12 protein-coding genes are annotated in these 15,353 nt (G+C 71.8%); 6 read left to right on the plus strand and 6 right to left on the minus strand.

The genetic code is table 11. The annotated features are described in order from the left end of the window. Nucleotides 1-128 precede the first annotated feature (128 nt). Genes ADK65_RS10930 through ADK65_RS10950 form a run of 5 tightly spaced genes read right to left on the minus strand, consistent with a single transcriptional unit; the run spans nt 129 to nt 5,736 of the window. On the minus strand, nt 129-1,439 hold the full coding sequence (locus tag ADK65_RS10930) for a DUF58 domain-containing protein (RefSeq protein ID WP_053669778.1): 1,311 nt from the start codon (nt 1,437-1,439) through the stop codon (nt 129-131). Beyond that, complete coding sequence (locus ADK65_RS10935; RefSeq protein WP_107092264.1) at nt 1,439-2,428, minus strand: AAA family ATPase; 990 nt, start codon at nt 2,426-2,428, stop codon at nt 1,439-1,441. Before ADK65_RS10935 ends, ADK65_RS10930 begins: the two co-directional genes overlap by 1 nt. Then, nucleotides 2,428-3,624 (minus strand): DUF4350 domain-containing protein, encoded by a 1,197-nt coding sequence (locus ADK65_RS10940; protein WP_053669780.1) that lies wholly within the window; start codon nt 3,622-3,624, stop codon nt 2,428-2,430. The genes ADK65_RS10935 and ADK65_RS10940 overlap by 1 nt, the downstream gene beginning before the upstream one ends. Further along, nucleotides 3,621-4,388: a DUF4129 domain-containing protein gene (locus tag ADK65_RS10945; protein WP_053669781.1), complete on the minus strand. Its 768-nt coding sequence runs from the start codon at nt 4,386-4,388 to the stop codon at nt 3,621-3,623. Before ADK65_RS10945 ends, ADK65_RS10940 begins: the two co-directional genes overlap by 4 nt. A 4-nt stretch (nt 4,389-4,392) precedes the next feature. Then, the gene (locus ADK65_RS10950; protein ID WP_053669782.1) at nt 4,393-5,736 is read right to left on the minus strand and encodes a glycerophosphoryl diester phosphodiesterase membrane domain-containing protein; all 1,344 of its coding nucleotides are present in this window, start codon (nt 5,734-5,736) and stop codon (nt 4,393-4,395) included. A gap of 140 nt (nt 5,737-5,876) precedes the next feature. Between ADK65_RS10950 and mtnA the strand changes: the two genes are divergently transcribed. Then, nucleotides 5,877-7,025: an S-methyl-5-thioribose-1-phosphate isomerase gene (mtnA, locus tag ADK65_RS10955; RefSeq protein ID WP_053669783.1), complete on the plus strand. Its 1,149-nt coding sequence runs from the start codon at nt 5,877-5,879 to the stop codon at nt 7,023-7,025. 597 nt (nt 7,026-7,622) lie between these two features. Here mtnA and ADK65_RS10960 read toward each other — a convergent pair. Then, the gene (locus tag ADK65_RS10960) at nt 7,623-8,693 is read right to left on the minus strand and encodes an FUSC family protein (RefSeq protein WP_053669784.1); all 1,071 of its coding nucleotides are present in this window, start codon (nt 8,691-8,693) and stop codon (nt 7,623-7,625) included. Nucleotides 8,694-8,905: 212 nt separating this feature from the next. Between ADK65_RS10960 and ADK65_RS39595 the strand changes: the two genes are divergently transcribed. From ADK65_RS39595 to ADK65_RS10980, 5 genes are all read left to right on the plus strand, one after another. Further along, nucleotides 8,906-9,034 (plus strand): hypothetical protein, encoded by a 129-nt coding sequence (locus ADK65_RS39595; protein WP_267889718.1) that lies wholly within the window; start codon nt 8,906-8,908, stop codon nt 9,032-9,034. A gap of 235 nt (nt 9,035-9,269) precedes the next feature. Continuing rightward, the gene (gene mtrA / locus ADK65_RS10965; RefSeq protein WP_009188938.1) at nt 9,270-9,959 is read left to right on the plus strand and encodes a two-component system response regulator MtrA; all 690 of its coding nucleotides are present in this window, start codon (nt 9,270-9,272) and stop codon (nt 9,957-9,959) included. Nucleotide 9,960: 1 nt separating this feature from the next. Then, nucleotides 9,961-12,159: an MtrAB system histidine kinase MtrB gene (mtrB, locus tag ADK65_RS10970; protein WP_053669785.1), complete on the plus strand. Its 2,199-nt coding sequence runs from the start codon at nt 9,961-9,963 to the stop codon at nt 12,157-12,159. Continuing rightward, entirely contained in the window at nt 12,149-13,978 is a 1,830-nt protein-coding gene (locus ADK65_RS10975; RefSeq protein WP_053669786.1) for an LpqB family beta-propeller domain-containing protein, read from the plus strand. Before mtrB ends, ADK65_RS10975 begins: the two co-directional genes overlap by 11 nt. Nucleotides 13,979-14,188: 210 nt before the next feature. Next, a complete protein-coding gene (locus ADK65_RS10980) occupies nt 14,189-15,112 on the plus strand; it encodes a ComF family protein (protein ID WP_053669787.1) in 924 nt (307 codons plus the stop codon). The last annotated feature ends 241 nt before the right edge of the window (nt 15,113-15,353 follow it).

A 15,353-nucleotide genomic window follows, 5' to 3' on the forward strand; every position in this document is an offset into this window, starting at 1 on the left:
GATGGTACTGCAGGGGGGACCCTGTGGGAGAGTAGGACGCCGCCGAACAATTTTTGGGAAAACCCCCGCATCTTCGGATGCGGGGGTTTTCTGCGTTTCAGGGCCCCCTTCCGGGGGCTCGCTGTCCGTTATAGGCGTCCGGATGCCTTCAAGGCCAAGTATGCGTCCGCCAGTGCCGGCGCCAGGTCGTCCGGTGCGGCGTCGACGACCGTGACACCGTGGCGGCGGAGCTGCTCTGCGGTGCGGTGACGCTCCGACTGGGCCTGGGCGGCCGCCGCGGACTCGTATACGGCGTCCACATTTCTGCGGGCCTTGACCATTTCGCCGATGTGCGGGTCCGCCACCGAGGCCAGCAGGACCGTGTGGCGCTGGGTGAGCTGTGAGAGAACCGGCAGCAGGCCCTCTTCGACGGGGGCTGCGTCCAGGGTCGTGAGGAGGACGACCAGGGAGCGGCGGGGGGACGTGCGCAGGGCGGTCGCCGTCAGGCCTCGGGCATCCGTTTCGACGAGTTCGGGCTCGAGTGTGGCCATCGCGTTGACCAGAGCGGGAAGGACATCGCCTGCGCTACGGCCCTGGACGAGCGCGCGGACCTTCCGGTCGTAGGCGAGGAGGTCCACGCGGTCGCCGGCGCGGGAGGCGAGGGCTGCAAGGAGAAGGGCCGCGTCCATCGAGGCGTCGAGGCGGGGGGCGTCGCCCACCCGGCCGGCCGAGGTACGGCCGGTGTCCAGGACCAGCAGGATGTGGCGGTCGCGCTCGGGACGCCAGGTGCGTACGGCGACGGTGGTCTGGCGGGCGGTGGCACGCCAGTCGATGGAACGGGTGTCGTCGCCCGGGACGTACTCGCGGAGGCTGTCGAACTCGGTGCCTTCGCCGCGGGTGAGGACGCTGGTGCGGCCGTCCAGTTCGCGGAGGCGGGCCAGCTTGGAGGGCAGGTGCTTGCGGCTGGTGAACGGGGGGAGGACGCGTACCGTCCAAGGGGCCTTGTGGGTCCCCTGACGGGAGAAGAGACCGAGGGGGCCGTAGGAGCGGATGGTGACGCGGTCGGCTTGACGGTCGCCTCGGCGGGTGGGGCTCAGGCGGGTGGTCACACGGCGACGTTCGCCCGGGGGGACCGTGAGGCGGTGGCGGGAGGCCGTTGTCTCCGTGCCTGTCTGCCAGCTGCTGGGGGGCCAGGCGTCACGGAGCCGGGCGCGCAGGGGGCGGCGGGACGGGTTGGTAACGGTGAGGGTCACGTCCGCCGTGTCGCCGAGGCGTACGGAGGTGTCGCCGGAGCGGGTCAGGCCCAGCCGGCGTACGGGGGCGGCGAGTGCGAAGTCGCAGGCGCAGGCCACGGCCAGAGGAGCGTTGACCGCCAGGATGCCCGTCCAGCTGGGCTCCCAGATGCCGACGGGGAGGGAGCCCAGGGCCGCGAGGAGGGCGGCGCGTCCGGTGAGTGCCATCAGCGAGGGACGGGGACGTGGGCGAGGATCGCGTTGATCACGGAGTCGGCCGTCACGCCTTCCATCTCGGCCTCCGGGCGCAGTTGGACGCGGTGCCGAAGGGTGGGGAGGGCGAGTGCCTTCACGTCGTCGGGGATGACGTAGTCGCGGCCGGTCAGCCAGGCCCAGGCTCGGGCGGTGGCCAGCAGGGCCGTGGCGCCTCGGGGGGAGACGCCGAGAGTGAGGGACGGCGACTCGCGGGTGGCGCGGCAGATGTCGACGACGTAGGCGGTGATCTCGGGGGAGACGGTCGTCTTCGCGACCGCGGCGCGGGCCGCTTCCAGGTCGGCCGGGCCCGCTACGGGGCGTACGCCGGCGGCGTGGAGGTCGCGCGGGTTGAAGCCCTCGGCGTGGCGGGTGAGGACGTCGATCTCGTCCTGGCGGGAGGGGAGGGGGATGGTCAGTTTGAGGAGGAAGCGGTCCAGCTGGGCTTCCGGGAGGGGGTAGGTGCCCTCGTACTCGACCGGGTTCTGGGTCGCTGCGACCAGGAACGGGTCGGGGAGGAGGCGGGGGGTGCCGTCGACGGTGACCTGGCGTTCCTCCATGGCTTCCAGGAGGGACGACTGGGTCTTGGGGGGCGTGCGGTTGATCTCGTCGGCGAGCAGGAGGTTGGTGAAGACCGGGCCGGGCTGGAAGGAGAACTCGGCGCTGCGGGTGTCGTAGACCAGGGAGCCGGTGACGTCGCTGGGCATCAGGTCGGGGGTGAACTGGACGCGCTTGGTGTCGAGTTCCAGGGCGGAGGCGAGGGCGCGGACCAGGAGGGTCTTGGCCACGCCGGGGACGCCTTCGAGGAGGACGTGGCCGCGGCAGAGCAGGGCGACGACGAGACCGGTGACGGCGGGGTCCTGGCCGACCACGGCCTTGGCGATCTCGGCGCGCAGGGCCTCCAGAGCGTCGCGGGCGGTGCCCGGGTCCCCGCTCTGCCCGGCGTTGTCAGTGGTCGGGTCCATCATGGACGGCGTACCTCTCTTTCGAGGGCGTCGAGTCGGTCGGCGAGTGCGATGAGTGCTGCGTCGTCGCTGGGCGGTGGTCCGAAGAGGAGGGCGTGCAGGTCCTGGCCGTTGCCGTGGAGGTGGGCGGACAGGGCGGGGAGCAGGGCCTCGGGCGTGTGCGCCTGGGTGACGGGGACGCCGGTGAGGGGGGCGAGGCGGGTGCGGGTGGTGGAGCGCAGAGCGTCGGCCGCGCGGTCGCGGGCGTCGGTCTTGCGGTAGAGGCGGGCGCGGCCTTCGGCGGTTTCAGAGGCGCGGATCGCGACGGGGAGTTTCTCGGGCACGAGGGGGCCGAGCCGGCGTGCCCGCCAGAGGGCGGCCAGGGCTGCGGCGATGAAGAGCTGCAGCGTGCCCCAGAGCCAGCCCGAGGGGAGCAGGTCGAAGAAGCTGCGTTCGTCGTCCGGGCCGGTGGCCGACGCGTCGGAGAGCGAGGGGAGGTACCAGACCAGATGGGGGCGGGAGCCGAGGAGTTGGAGGGCGAGGGAGGCGTTGCCGTGTTCGTCGAGGCGGTCGTTGAGGAGGATGTCGGGCGCACCGAGGGCGATGGTGTCGCCGTCCCCGCGCCGGTCCGGGATGCGCAGCAGGGTGGTCAGGCGTTCGCTGGGGTAGCACGCGTCGGCGCCGAGGTGGGTGGTGGAGTAGCGGACGCCGCCCGTGTCGGCGGTGCCGGCGCGCCGGGCGGCGGGCAGGGCGCAGTCGGGGGCGAGCGTCGAGTCGAGGCTGGTGGCGGGGTCGGCGGTGACGCCGGGGGCGAGCCGTTCGATGGAGGCGCTGCCGGAGGCGACCAGGATTGTGCGGCCGTGGGACCCGGCGAACGCGTGGTGGAGCCGGGTCTGTTGACGGGGGGTCAGCAGGTCGGGGGTGGCGACGAGAAGAGTGGTGTCCGGGCCGGCAGCGGTGGCTGCTTCGTCGAGAGTGGTGACCACGCGGGTGTCCACGCCCCGGTCGGCGAGGAGTTCGGCGACGGCGCGGCTGCCGTAGCGATCGGCGGAGCGCGGGTCGAGTTCGCCGTGGCGGGCGTCGGAGCGGATGACGGCGATGGCGATCGCTCCGGCGAGGAGCACCACGAGGGCGAGGGCGATGCCGCGTGTGCGGGTCCACATCTGGCGGGCGGTGAGCGAGGCCGAGGTGGAGGTGAGGGTGGCCCCGGTGGTCATTCGGCGGCTCCCGGGTGGGTGTGGGGGGCCGTGGCGGCGCTGCTCGTCGCGAGTTGGGGCTTGCTGCGTTCCAGGTCGCGGTCGAGTTCGGCGATGCGGTGGTACGACTGCTCGGTCGCCGAGCGGCCGCCGTATGTGACGTCGTCGAAGTCGCGGGCGGCGGTGCGCAGTCGGTCGGTGTGGGCGGGCAGGGCCCGGCCGGCTTCGGCTGCTGCCTCGTCGGCGGTGCGGCCGGGGCGGACGTCGAGGAGGGCGCGTTCCTCGAGGGCGCGGACGAGGGCCCGCATGCGTTCCTGGACGGCCTTGCTCCAGTGGCCCTGGGCGGCGTGTGCCTCGGCTGCGGCGCGGTGGTCGGCGGCGCTGCGGGGGCGGTCGTCGAACAGGGCGGCGGACGAGGTGGGTTGGCGGCGTGGGGTGCCCAGGCGCCACCACAGGGCGGCCAGCACGGCGACGACGGCCAGGGCGATGACGAGGAGGCCGAGTGTGCCGCCGGGGGTGGCGTCCGAGGTGGCGCTGAGGAGTTTGCCGAGCCACTCCCAGAAGGCGTCGAGGGCGCGCTGGAAGAGGCTGGGGTCGTTCTCGTGGTACATCCGCTTGGACAGTTCGCGCCGGGCCGCCTCGCGCGCGGGGTCGCGCGGTGTGGTGAGGGGTGGCTCGTCCGCGGAGCGGGCCGATGACAGCAGCGTGCTGTCGTGGGCGCTCAGCAGCGTCCGTATGCCGGCGCGTGGCAGCGCCGTGGTGAGAAGTTCCCCCGCCCGGCTCACCGCATCAGCTCCCCGGGGTGGTGCCGGGGGCGGTGGGGCCATAGCCCTGGACACCGGCGGCGCGGGCCAGTTCGAGGTCGAGGGCCTCGCGGCGGATGCGCTGGTCGATGTAGAGGAGCACGGTGACGCCCGCTGTGATCGGGAACGTGATCATGGAGCCGATCACCGAACCGATGCCGCTGATGATGAGGAAGGTCCAGCCCAGGCCGCCGACACCGGTGTTGAGCCAGCCGGTGAGGCCGTCGCCGCTGAGGGCCGCGGCGAGCAGGGTGAAGGGGATGACGATGATCGACGCGACGACGTTGGCGATGAGCGTGGCGAGCAGCTGGATGCCGAAGATCCGCCACCAGGTGCCCTGGACGAGCTTCGCGGAGCGGCCCATGGCCTTCTTGATGCCCTGCTTCTCCAGCATGAGGGCGGGAGAGGCGAGGGAAAAGCGGATCGCCAGCCACAAGGCGACGATGCCGGCGCCGATGATGCCGAGGACCATGAGGGCGACGCCTGCGCCGGTGCTCCCGGCGACGGTGAGGAGGAGGCCGGGCACGGCTCCCACGGTCACGACCCCGACGGTGATGAGCAGCAACACGCAGATGAGACCGAAGAGCTTGAGGACCTGAGGGCGGGCGTCCCGCCAGGCCTCGCCGATGGTCACCGGCTTGCCGAGCACGGCGCGGCTGGTGACGGTGGTGAGCAGGGCGGTCGCGATGACCGTGCCGACCAGGGAGATCACGAAGACGACGGTGGAGCTGAGCATGGCGTCGCCCATGGCGCGGCTCAGCTCGTTGAGGCCGGCGCTGGGGTCGTTGAGGGCGTCGGTGCTGGTGCCGTCGAGGACCAGGCCCTGGAAGAGGACGACGATGACCTCGGTGAGGACGGCGACGGTGAGCGAGATGCCCAGGACCGTGCGCCAGTAGGTGCGCATGGTGGAGACCGCGCCGTCGAGGATCTCGCCCACGCCGAGCGGGCGGAGCGGGATGACGCCGGGCTTGGCGGCGGGAGGCGGGCCGCCCCAGCCGCTTCCCCAGCCGCGGTGGGCTCCGGGGGCGCCGTATCCGCCACTGCCCGCGGGGCCGTGTCCGCCGGGGGGCTGGTTGCCCCAGCCCGGGCCGGGGGGCGGAGGAGGGGGAGCCTGGCCGGGGGCGGTCGGGCCGCTGGGGGCGGACCACTGGGCCGGTGGCGGCTGCTCCTTGGACCACTGCGGGCCCGGGTTCTGCGGGGCCTGGGCCGGCTGGTCCGCCGGCTGGGCGGGGCCGGGGTGGTCGGTGGGCTCCGTAGGGCCGGAGTGGTCCGGCTTCTGGCCGTCGGACGGGGCGGATCCGGGCGAGGCCCAGCCCGGAGTGTCGTTCATCGTCGCTCCTTCACGGTGCCCGTCCGCGGTCGCGGTGGCAGGTTGGCTGCCATCGTGCCATGGGGTGGTCTTGGAGTGACCGGCCGCGGTAGGGGCTGCGTACCTTCAATTGTCCGCCCGATAGGGGGCAGACTGACCGCATGGCTGATCAGTACGCGCACAGCGGCGATGACAAGCGGCCGACCGAGATTCCGGCGATCCGCTGGGAAGAGCCACCGGAAGGCCCCGTTCTGGTCCTGCTGGACCAGACGAGGCTGCCGGCCGAGGAGGTCGAACTGGTCTGTACGGATGCGCCCGCGCTCGTGGAGGCGATCCGCTCGCTGGCGGTGCGCGGGGCGCCGCTGCTCGGCATCGCGGGGGCGTACGGTGTCGCGCTCGCTGCCGTACGGGGCTTCGACGTGGACGAGGCGGCGGCCGCGCTGGCTGCCGCCCGGCCGACCGCGGTGAACCTGGCTGTGGGCGTTCGCCGGGCGCAGTCGGCGCACGAGGCGGCGCTGGCCAAGGGCGCTGACGTCCGGCAGGCGGCCGCGGCGGCGCTGGCCGCGGCGCGGCAGTTGCACCGGGAGGACGCCGAGGCGAGCGGCCGGATGGCCGAGCACGGGCTGGCGCTGCTGGATGAGCTGCTGCCCGGTGGCGGGCACCGGATCCTCACCCACTGCAACACCGGTTCGCTGGTGTCGGGCGGTGAGGGGACGGCGTTCGCGGTGGCGCTCGCGGCGCACCGGAGGGGGCGGCTGCGGCGGCTGTGGGTGGACGAGACGCGGCCGCTGCTGCAGGGCGCTCGTCTGACGGCGTACGAGGCGGCTCGCAGCGGGATGGCGTACACGCTGCTCACCGACAACGCGGCGGGGTCGCTGTTCGCCGCGGGGGAGGTGGACGCGGTGCTGATCGGGGCGGACCGCATCACGGCGGACGGTTCGGTCGCGAACAAGGTCGGGAGCTATCCGCTGGCCGTGCTGGCGCGGTACCACCATGTGCCGTTCATCGTGGTGGCGCCGGTGACGACGGTGGACCTGGACACGGCGGACGGGGCGTCCGTCGAGGTGGAGCAGCGTCCCGGGCACGAGGTGACCGAGGTGACGGCGCCGCAGGTGCCGGTGGTCGGTGCGGAGGCGGGCGGGGGCATTCCGGTGGCGCCGCTGGGGACGCAGGCGTACAACCCGGCGTTCGACGTGACGCCGCCCGAGTTGGTGACGGCGATCGTCACGGAGGAGGGTGCCGTTTCGCCCGTGACGGCTGAGGCACTCGCCCAGGTGTGTGCGCGCTCCCGCGGGATGGCGGGGGGCTGAGCCGGGCGGTGCGGGGGTCACGGAGGGTGTGCGGGGCGGGAAGGGCTCCGGCACCCTTCTCGCGCCGTCTCCAGGGCCCGGGGCGGGGTGCGCGGCGCCCGGGGCCTGATCATCGACGGGCGGGCGAGGGCAGACAGTAGCGCTTGCTGCGACTATGGGCACTGGCCGGTGACCTACCTCACCACTGCCTTCGCCACGGATGAGAATGGGATGCTCTCACCCTGATCAACAGAAACGGCCCCCTTACCTGCGCCGATGCGCGGGGAGAGGGGCCGTGACATCCAACGGTGACATCAAGGCCCGCGCACGGCGCGGGCGCGCGCCGCCTCTGCGGCGCGGCCTGCCTCCTGTCTGCGCCCCGGCTGGCCGCGCCCGGCGGCGCGCTCGACGGCTGCGGGCATGAAGTGGGAGACACCCTCTGTGGCTGGGGCGGTCGGCTCCACGGCTTTAGACAGCGGGCGAGTCTCTAAGATCATGGCCCCAACGTCGTGCTTTAACGGGCAGGTCCACAGACTGCCCGACGCGCCGGAAGCTTACGGGGCCATGATCACTCGCCCCAAAGCAGCTCCCGTCCAAAGCCGCTCCGCCGACCTGTTGTCACTGGTGCCGCTTGCGTTTGGCCAGTAGCCCCGCCATCAGCATGACCAGCAGGCTGATGCCCACACCGCACAAGGTCCACAGCACTCGGTAGCCCTCTGCCGAGTCGTCGGAGGGCTGCGGAAGGTCCACCAGGATGAGGACCCCTGCGGCGATGGCGGCGGTGTAGAGGGTGTAGTTCCAAAAGCGGATTCCTGCTCCATGCATGAAGAGGACGAGCGCCACCAGTTCAAGTCCGCGATGGATCGCGAACAGCTTGAGGCCCTGTTCACTCGCGGCTACCCAGAGCAGGAGCGCGGCCACAATGGCACCGATCAAGGCACCAGAGAGGCGCTGCGCGCTGACAATGGCGGCCTGCTCCAGATTCGGCTTCAGCGCGATCATGGCCGCGATCGGGATCCAGGAGCCGTACGAGAGATCCAGCCCGAATGCCAGCGCCACGGTGCCGCCGATGACCACGGCGCGGATCACTGCGAACAGGATCAGTGGCGGCGTCAGCTCCCTGCGGGAGGTATCGCCCGGGAGCTCCGAGAAGGGCTGCTCCTGCTCCACACGTCCCCGCACCAGCCACCAGAGGAACGTCACCACGATCCACAGGGCCGCACCGCCGGCCCAGGAGAGCACCTGTCCCCAGGTGTAGCTGGTGATGTGGCCCTCTTTGTGAAGGCTGAACTCGAACGCAACGGCCACGATGAACCAGATATTGAGGAGCAGAGCGTTGACGAATCGACGTACCCCGAACACGGCTGCCAGGCCCGCAGCCAGCGTGACCAGGAAAGACGCCAGCACCAGCCAGCCCCAGGCCTCCGACCCGATGCCGAACCCCAGCGCCGTCACCCCAGCACCGATCAGCGCGAAGACAGCGATGTGAAGCGCGCGGTACCCGTAGCTGCCTCCCGGGTCGGCCAGCGCTGCGAACAGGAGGCCGAACAACGCGCTGAGCAGGTACACCTCGTATCCGATGGCCCAGAAGACGAACATGGGCACAAGCGCGGTGTCCAGGAAGGCAACCGCCCGCGGCCAGTTGAGCCCCGCAGGGTTGAGCTCGAACACCTTCGACAGCCAGATCATGGCCTTGCCTCGATGAACAGGCTCTGCTGCTCGTCTGCCCTCAGAGGTCACAGAGGGCCTCCCTCACTCGATTCGACATATCTGCCGGTTATGCGAGGAATTCTCCCGCTCTGATCACGGCGCCGCGCAACGACCCGCCGTGGAATCAATGGCAACACGGCGGGGCCTGAGGGACCGCCTCCGGGCCGTCGGAGGGTGCCCAACGACGACCGATGTCGACAGCCACAAGCATCGTCGGCGCCCAGGCTGCCGTACTGCGCGTGCCACAGATGACCGGCGTCGACCGCATCATCGGCTGCTACCCGACCACCGAGCAGGCCCGAGCTGGTTGGCGGGCGTGACTCCTACCCCCCCAAGATGTCCCGTGGTGGCCGGCTGATCACTGCTGAGCAGCGATGCCAGGCCCGGCGTATGGACGGCGGGCCGTTCTGTTGCCCAGCAACCACCGACTTGCCTGACATCCGCCGCTGACATCAACAGCGGCGGACAGGGGAAGACAGCTACGGCTCAGTACGACTATCGTCACTGGTCAGTGACCTGCCTCACCACCACCTTCGCTGCCGTTATGAGAATGGGATGATGTCGTTTATGAAGGGACGAGTCCTTGTCGTCGACGACGACACCGCACTGGCCGAGATGCTCGGCATTGTGCTGCGTGGTGAGGGTTTCGAGCCGTCGTTCGTGGCGGACGGTGACAAGGCGCTGGCCGCGTTCCGCGAGGCCAAGCCCGATCTGGTGCTGCTCGATCTGATGCTGCCCGGCCGGGACGGCATCGAGGTGTGCCGTCTGATCAGGGCCGAGTCGGGTGTGCCGATCGTGATGCTGACGGCGAAGAGCGACACCGTCGACGTGGTCGTGGGCCTGGAGTCGGGTGCCGACGACTACATCGTGAAGCCGTTCAAGCCGAAGGAGCTGGTGGCCCGGATCCGGGCCCGGCTCAGGAGGTCGGAGGAGCCCGCTCCGGAGCAGCTCGCCATCGGTGACCTGGTCATCGACGTGGCGGGGCACTCCGTGAAGCGGGACGGGCAGTCGATCGCGCTGACGCCGCTGGAGTTCGACCTGCTGGTCGCGCTCGCCCGCAAACCGTGGCAGGTGTTCACACGCGAGGTGCTGCTGGAGCAGGTCTGGGGCTACCGGCACGCCGCGGACACGCGGCTGGTCAACGTCCATGTGCAGCGGTTGCGCTCCAAGGTCGAGAAGGATCCGGAGAAGCCGGAGATCGTGGTGACCGTCCGTGGCGTCGGGTACAAGGCAGGGCCGAGCTGACATGTCCGGCGACAGTGCCGCTTCGGCGCCCGGCCGGTCCGGGGCCCGCCCGGAGCGGCCTGTCGGGCGGAAGAGGTCCGGCTCCCGCTGGGGGCGGTTCCTGGAGAGCGGGCTGCTGCTCCAGGGCGGGATGCAGGGCAGCCCGGTCATCCGCCTGTTCATGCGGTGGGTGCGCCGGCCGCTGCTGCCCGTCATGCGGCTGTGGCGGCGCAACATCCAGCTCAAGGTCGTCGTCACGACCCTGCTGATGTCGCTGGGTGTGGTGCTGCTGCTGGGCTTCGTCGTCATCGGGCAGGTGCGCAACGGGCTGCTGGACGCCAAGGTGAAGGCGTCCCAGAGCCAGGCCACGGGCGGGTTCGCGGTGGCCAAGCAGCGGGCCGACGAGGCGGCGAGCGGCACGGGCGACGATGTCGCCACGGCGGACGGCCGGCCCGCGCAGAACGTCATCCAGTGGATGAGCGACCTCGTGTCGTCCCTGTCCAGCGGAGGTCAGGGCGCCTTCGAGGTGGTCACGCTCCCGGCCTCCGCCGCGGACGGCACAGGCGGGCGCGGGCCCCGTGCCTCGGGCGAAGTGAACTGGAGCAAGAGCGTGCCCGCCGACCTGCGGGAGCGGATCGGCACCGATATGACGGCCGCGCAGAGCTACACGCGCATCGTCTACAACAACAAGAAGCAGGACTCCCAGCCGGGCCTTGTCATCGGCAAACAGGTCAACGACCCCAATGGCGAGCCGTACCAGCTGTACTACCTCTTCCCGCTGACCCAGGAGGAGAAGTCGCTGAGCCTGGTCAAGGGCACGCTGGCGACGGCCGGGCTGTTCGTCGTCGTCCTGCTCGGGGCCATCGCGTGGCTCGTCGTGCGGCAGGTCGTCACGCCGGTGCGGATGGCGGCCGGGATCGCCGAGCGGCTGTCGGCCGGGCGGCTCCAGGAACGTATGAAGGTCACCGGCGAGGACGACATCGCGCGGCTCGGTGAGGCCTTCAACAAGATGGCGCAGAACCTTCAGTTGAAGATCAGTCAGCTGGAGGACCTGTCGCGGATGCAGCGCCGGTTCGTGTCGGACGTGTCGCACGAGCTGCGTACGCCGCTGACGACCGTGCGGATGGCCGCGGACGTCATCCACGAGGCGCGGGCGGACTTCGACCCGATCACCGCGCGTTCGGCGGAGCTGCTCGCCGACCAGCTCGACCGGTTCGAATCGCTGCTGGCGGACCTGCTGGAGATCAGCCGGTTCGACGCGGGCGCCGCGGCGCTCGAGGCGGAACCGATCGACCTCAGGGACGTCGTTCGGCGGGTGGTCAGCGGGGCCGAGCCGCTCGCCGAGCGCAAGGGCACCCGCATCCGGATCCGGGGTGACCAGCAGCCCGTGGTCGCCGAGGCCGATGCCCGGCGTGTGGAGCGCGTGCTGCGTAACCTCGTCGTCAACGCCGTCGAGCACGGCGAGGGAAAGGACGTCGTCGTCAAGCTCGCCGCGGCGGGCGGTGCGGTCGCGGTGGCGGTGCGGGACTACGGGGTCGGGCTCAAGCCGGGCGAGGCGACCCGGGTGTTCAGCCGCTTCTGGCGGGCCGACCCGGCACGCGCGCGGACCACGGGTGGTACGGGGCTGGGGCTGTCCATCGCCCTGGAGGACGCGCGGCTGCACGGCGGCTGGCTGCAGGCGTGGGGCGAGCCGGGCGGCGGCTCGCAGTTCCGGCTGACGCTGCCGAGGACGGCCGACGAGCCGCTGCGGGGCTCCCCGATACCGCTGGAGCCCAAGGACTCCCGGCGGAACCGGGGTCTGGACGACGCCGGACTGCCGTCCGGCGGGGACGGCGAGAAGCGGGCGACCGTTCCGGCGCAGCCGGCGAGCGGACCGCTGCCGCAGGGGTCGAAGCGGGACCCCATACCCCCGCGTGTCGCTCCGACGGCGGACCCGACGGCGCTGCCCGGCAACGGTTCGCGTGTGGTGCCCAGGCCTGCCTCGGGCACGCGACCGCAGGACGAAGCGGCGCGGGCGGACCAGGCGGAGCAGTCGGATGCCGGTGCGGGCCCGAGCGGGCGCGAGGGGACCGGGCGGGGCGGGGAGCCCTGCGGCCGGGCGGGGCGTGACCCGGCGCCGAACGGGGCGCGGGACGAGGACGACGGCTCCGCGGGCCCTCATGGCCGGGAGGCCGAGCGGGGGGACGTGGACAGGCAAGGGGAGGCATCTCGTGGGCGCTGACCGCGAGGGGCGCGGCCGGTACGGGCCCGCGCGCGTGATGGCGTTCGCCGCAGGTGGCGCCCTGGTGCTGGCGGGGTGTGCCTCGATGCCGGACAGCGGGGATCTGCGGGGCGTGGACTCCACTCCGCGCCAGGAGACGCAGGTGCGGGTGTTCGCCGTGCCGCCGGGGGAGGACGCGCCGCCCTCGGAGATCGTGCAGGGTTTCCTGGAGGCGCTGACCAGCGACGATCCGCATTACAAGACCGCTCGTCAGTACCTGACCGGCCAGGCCGCGAAGACCTGGCGGCCGGAGGCCTCCGCCACGGTGCTGACCGACGGGCCGGGCGCCAAGCCCGAGGCGGGCGGCGGTGGGGAGACCAACGGCGAGATCTCGTACATGCTGACCGGCACCAAGGTCGCCACCGTCGACGCGCAGCAGGCGTACGCGCCGGCCACCGGGGCGTACGGCAGGAGCGTGCACCTGACGCAGGACGCCAAGCGGCAGTGGCGGATCGACGCGCTGCCGCAGGGCGTCGTCATGGGGGAGTCGGACTTCCAGCGCAACTACATGTCCGTCAGCAAGTACTACTTCGCTTCGAACACCTCCGCGACCGGGTCGAACGCACAGCCCACGGCGGTCGCCGACCCCGTCTACGTGCGCCGGCGCGTGGAGCCCATGACGCAGGTGGTGAGCTCCCTCCTCAAGGGACCCACGCGGTGGCTCGGGCCGGTGGTCAGGTCGAGCTTCCCGACGGGTGCGGCTCTGGCGAAGAACGCCGACGCGCTGACGCCGGACGACCGGAACAGGCTGACGGTGCCGCTCAACGACAAGGCCGCGGGCATCGGAGCGAACCGGTGCGATGAGATGGCCGCCCAGATCCTGTTCACGCTGCGCAGTCTCAGCCCGGCCGTGGACGAGGTGGGGCTGCGGGCCGGCGGGTCGGAGCTGTGCTCGCTCACGCAGAGCGAGGCCGACGCCACCGCGATCAGGAATTCGGCGCGGCACCCCGACTACCTGTACTTCGTGGACGGCGAGCACCGGCTCGTGCGGATCCCCGCGGGCAACAGCGGCACGAAACCGGACCCGGCGCCCGGAGCGCTCGGCGAGGGCGAGACGGCGCTGCGGTCGGTGGCGGTCTCGCGCGACGAACACACCGCGGCCGGGATCAGCCTCGACGGCAAGTCGCTGTACGTGGGATCGCTGGTCTCGGGCGGTTCGCTGGGTGAGCCGGTGCTGCGCAGCCAGGGGGGTGCCGAGAAGGACCGGCTGACGACTCCCAGCTGGGACGCGGACGACGGCCTGTGGGTGGCCGACCGCGATCCCGACCATCCCCGGCTGGTCCTTTTCCAGGAGGGCAAGGGCGACCCGGTGGAGGTGCGCATGCCCAACCTGGGCGGACGGATCCAGTCCGTGAAGGTGGCCGCCGACGGAGTGCGGATCGCGCTGGTCGTGGAGAAGGGCGGCAAGAAGACCCTGCTCGTGGGACTGATCGAACGGGACGAGAGGCCGGGCGCGAAGCCGGTCGTCAGCGTGGCCGCACTGCGCTCCGCGACGCCCGAGTTGGAGGAGGTCACCACCATGTCGTGGGCCGGGGACAGCCGGCTCGTGGTGGTCGGGCGCGAGCACGGCGGCGTGGAGCAGATGCGGTACGTCCAGGTCGACGGCTCCACGCCGGACGTGCCGGCGCCCGCGGCCCTGACCGGGGTCAAGGAGGTCACCGCCGCCGAGGACGACCAGCTGCCGCTGGTGGCGTACTCGGTGGACGGCATCGTCCGCCTGCCCTCGGGTGAGCAGTGGCAGAAGGTGACGGAAGGGACGGCGCCGGTCTATCCGGGGTGAGGCCTTCTCGCTGCGGCGGCCGGTGTGACCGGTGTGCGTGGGCGGCCGCTGCTGACGAGGTCGGTCTCGTCGGGGCGGCCGTCGGCGTTTCCGGGGGTGCTCATGGTGTCGCTCGTGTGGGGGACGCGCAGGTGGCGGGGCGGTTGGTTGTCCACAGGCCGTTGTCCACAGGGGTGGCGGGGCCGGGTTCGGGTCGGCACAGTGGTGGCCATGCGGGGGTGGTGGCAGGACCTCACCGACCTGGTGCTGCCGGGCGAGTGCGGGGGGTGCGGGGTGCTTCGTACGGTGCTGTGCGCGCGGTGCCGTGCGGTGTTGAGCGCAGGAGCGGTGCATCGGGTGCGGCCGGTTCCGGAGCCGTCCGGGCTGCCGTGGGTGTACGCGGCTGCGCGGTACGCGGACGAGGTCCGGGCGGTGCTGCTGGCCCACAAGGAGCGGGGTGCCCTGGCGCTCGCGGGGCCGCTCGGGGTGGCGCTGGCGGGGGCCGTTTACGCCGGGCTCCGGGGCGTTCCGGGTTCGGCGGGGGCCGGGGTGGCGTGGCCCCGGCGCGGCGGGGCTCCCGTGCTGCTCGTGCCGGTGCCGTCCGGAAGACGGGCCGTGCGGGCCCGGGGGCATGATCCGGCGCGGCGGATCGCGCTCGCGGCGGCGGGTGAGCTGCGGCGGAGGGGGCTTCCGGCCCGGGTGGCCGGTGTGCTGCGGCAGCGCCGCGCCGTGGCCGACCAGTCGGGGCTCAACTCCCGGCAGCGACTGGCCAATCTCGCGGGCGCGCTGGCGGTGGCGCCGGGAGGTGCCCGGCTGCTGCGCGCGGGGCCGGTCGTCCTCGTCGACGACGTGATGACCACGGGAGCGTCCCTCGCGGAGGCCGCGCGTGCGGTGCGGGCGGCCTCGCACGGGTCTCGGAGGCAACCCGGCGTGACGGGGCCGATTTGGAACGATGAAGGAACTTCGGCCGTGTACCGGGGAGAGACCTGGGAAAGCAGAGAGGAACAGAACGTCGGATCAAGAAGGAAGAGGACGGACCGGCGGCCCGCCCGGCAGGTGAATGCAGGCGTGGTCGGCGCCGACGGTGTCGTCGACGTGGCGTGCGCGGCGGTGGTCGCGGCCTCACCGGACTCTTTCGAAATAAACCGGAACTGATTGAGATCTTGTGTCGTTGCAGGTAACGAGAGGGCCTTTTCACCTGAACGGAGGTACGCCGCAGTAGAGGGTGACGACATCCGTCCGGGCGAGATATGTTCGGTTGAGAGGGAAAGCCGCAGGCCACACCTCTTCAATCCGAATGCCGTACTGCGGGTTTTTCATCACTCGCGGCGGTGGAGTGGAGATCTCGCTCTCGGGGAGGAGGTGGAAGTCACCGCGAGTCCGAGGTTCCGGGACT

It is taken from the genome of Streptomyces sp. NRRL B-1140 (genome assembly GCF_001280065.1).
Taxonomy (GTDB): Bacteria; Actinomycetota; Actinomycetes; order Streptomycetales; family Streptomycetaceae; genus Streptomyces.

Bases quoted from the DNA above. Each gene is read 5' to 3' on its own strand.
- ADK65_RS10930 (WP_053669778.1), bottom strand. From the start codon at position 1,439: ATGGCACTCACCGGACGCGCCGCCCTCCTCGCGGCCCTGGGCTCCCTC.
- ADK65_RS10935 (WP_107092264.1), bottom strand. From the start codon at position 2,428: ATGGACCCGACCACTGACAACGCCGGGCAGAGCGGGGACCCGGGCACC.
- ADK65_RS10940 (WP_053669780.1), bottom strand. From the start codon at position 3,624: ATGACCACCGGGGCCACCCTCACCTCCACCTCGGCCTCGCTCACCGCC.
- ADK65_RS10950 (WP_053669782.1), bottom strand. From the start codon at position 5,736: ATGAACGACACTCCGGGCTGGGCCTCGCCCGGATCCGCCCCGTCCGAC.
- mtnA (WP_053669783.1), top strand. From the start codon at position 5,877: ATGGCTGATCAGTACGCGCACAGCGGCGATGACAAGCGGCCGACCGAG.
- ADK65_RS10960 (WP_053669784.1), bottom strand. From the start codon at position 8,693: ATGATCTGGCTGTCGAAGGTGTTCGAGCTCAACCCTGCGGGGCTCAAC.
- ADK65_RS39595 (WP_267889718.1), top strand. From the start codon at position 8,906: ATGTCGACAGCCACAAGCATCGTCGGCGCCCAGGCTGCCGTACTGCGC.
- mtrA (WP_009188938.1), top strand. From the start codon at position 9,270: ATGATGTCGTTTATGAAGGGACGAGTCCTTGTCGTCGACGACGACACC.
- mtrB (WP_053669785.1), top strand. From the start codon at position 9,961: ATGTCCGGCGACAGTGCCGCTTCGGCGCCCGGCCGGTCCGGGGCCCGC.
- ADK65_RS10980 (WP_053669787.1), top strand. From the start codon at position 14,189: ATGCGGGGGTGGTGGCAGGACCTCACCGACCTGGTGCTGCCGGGCGAG.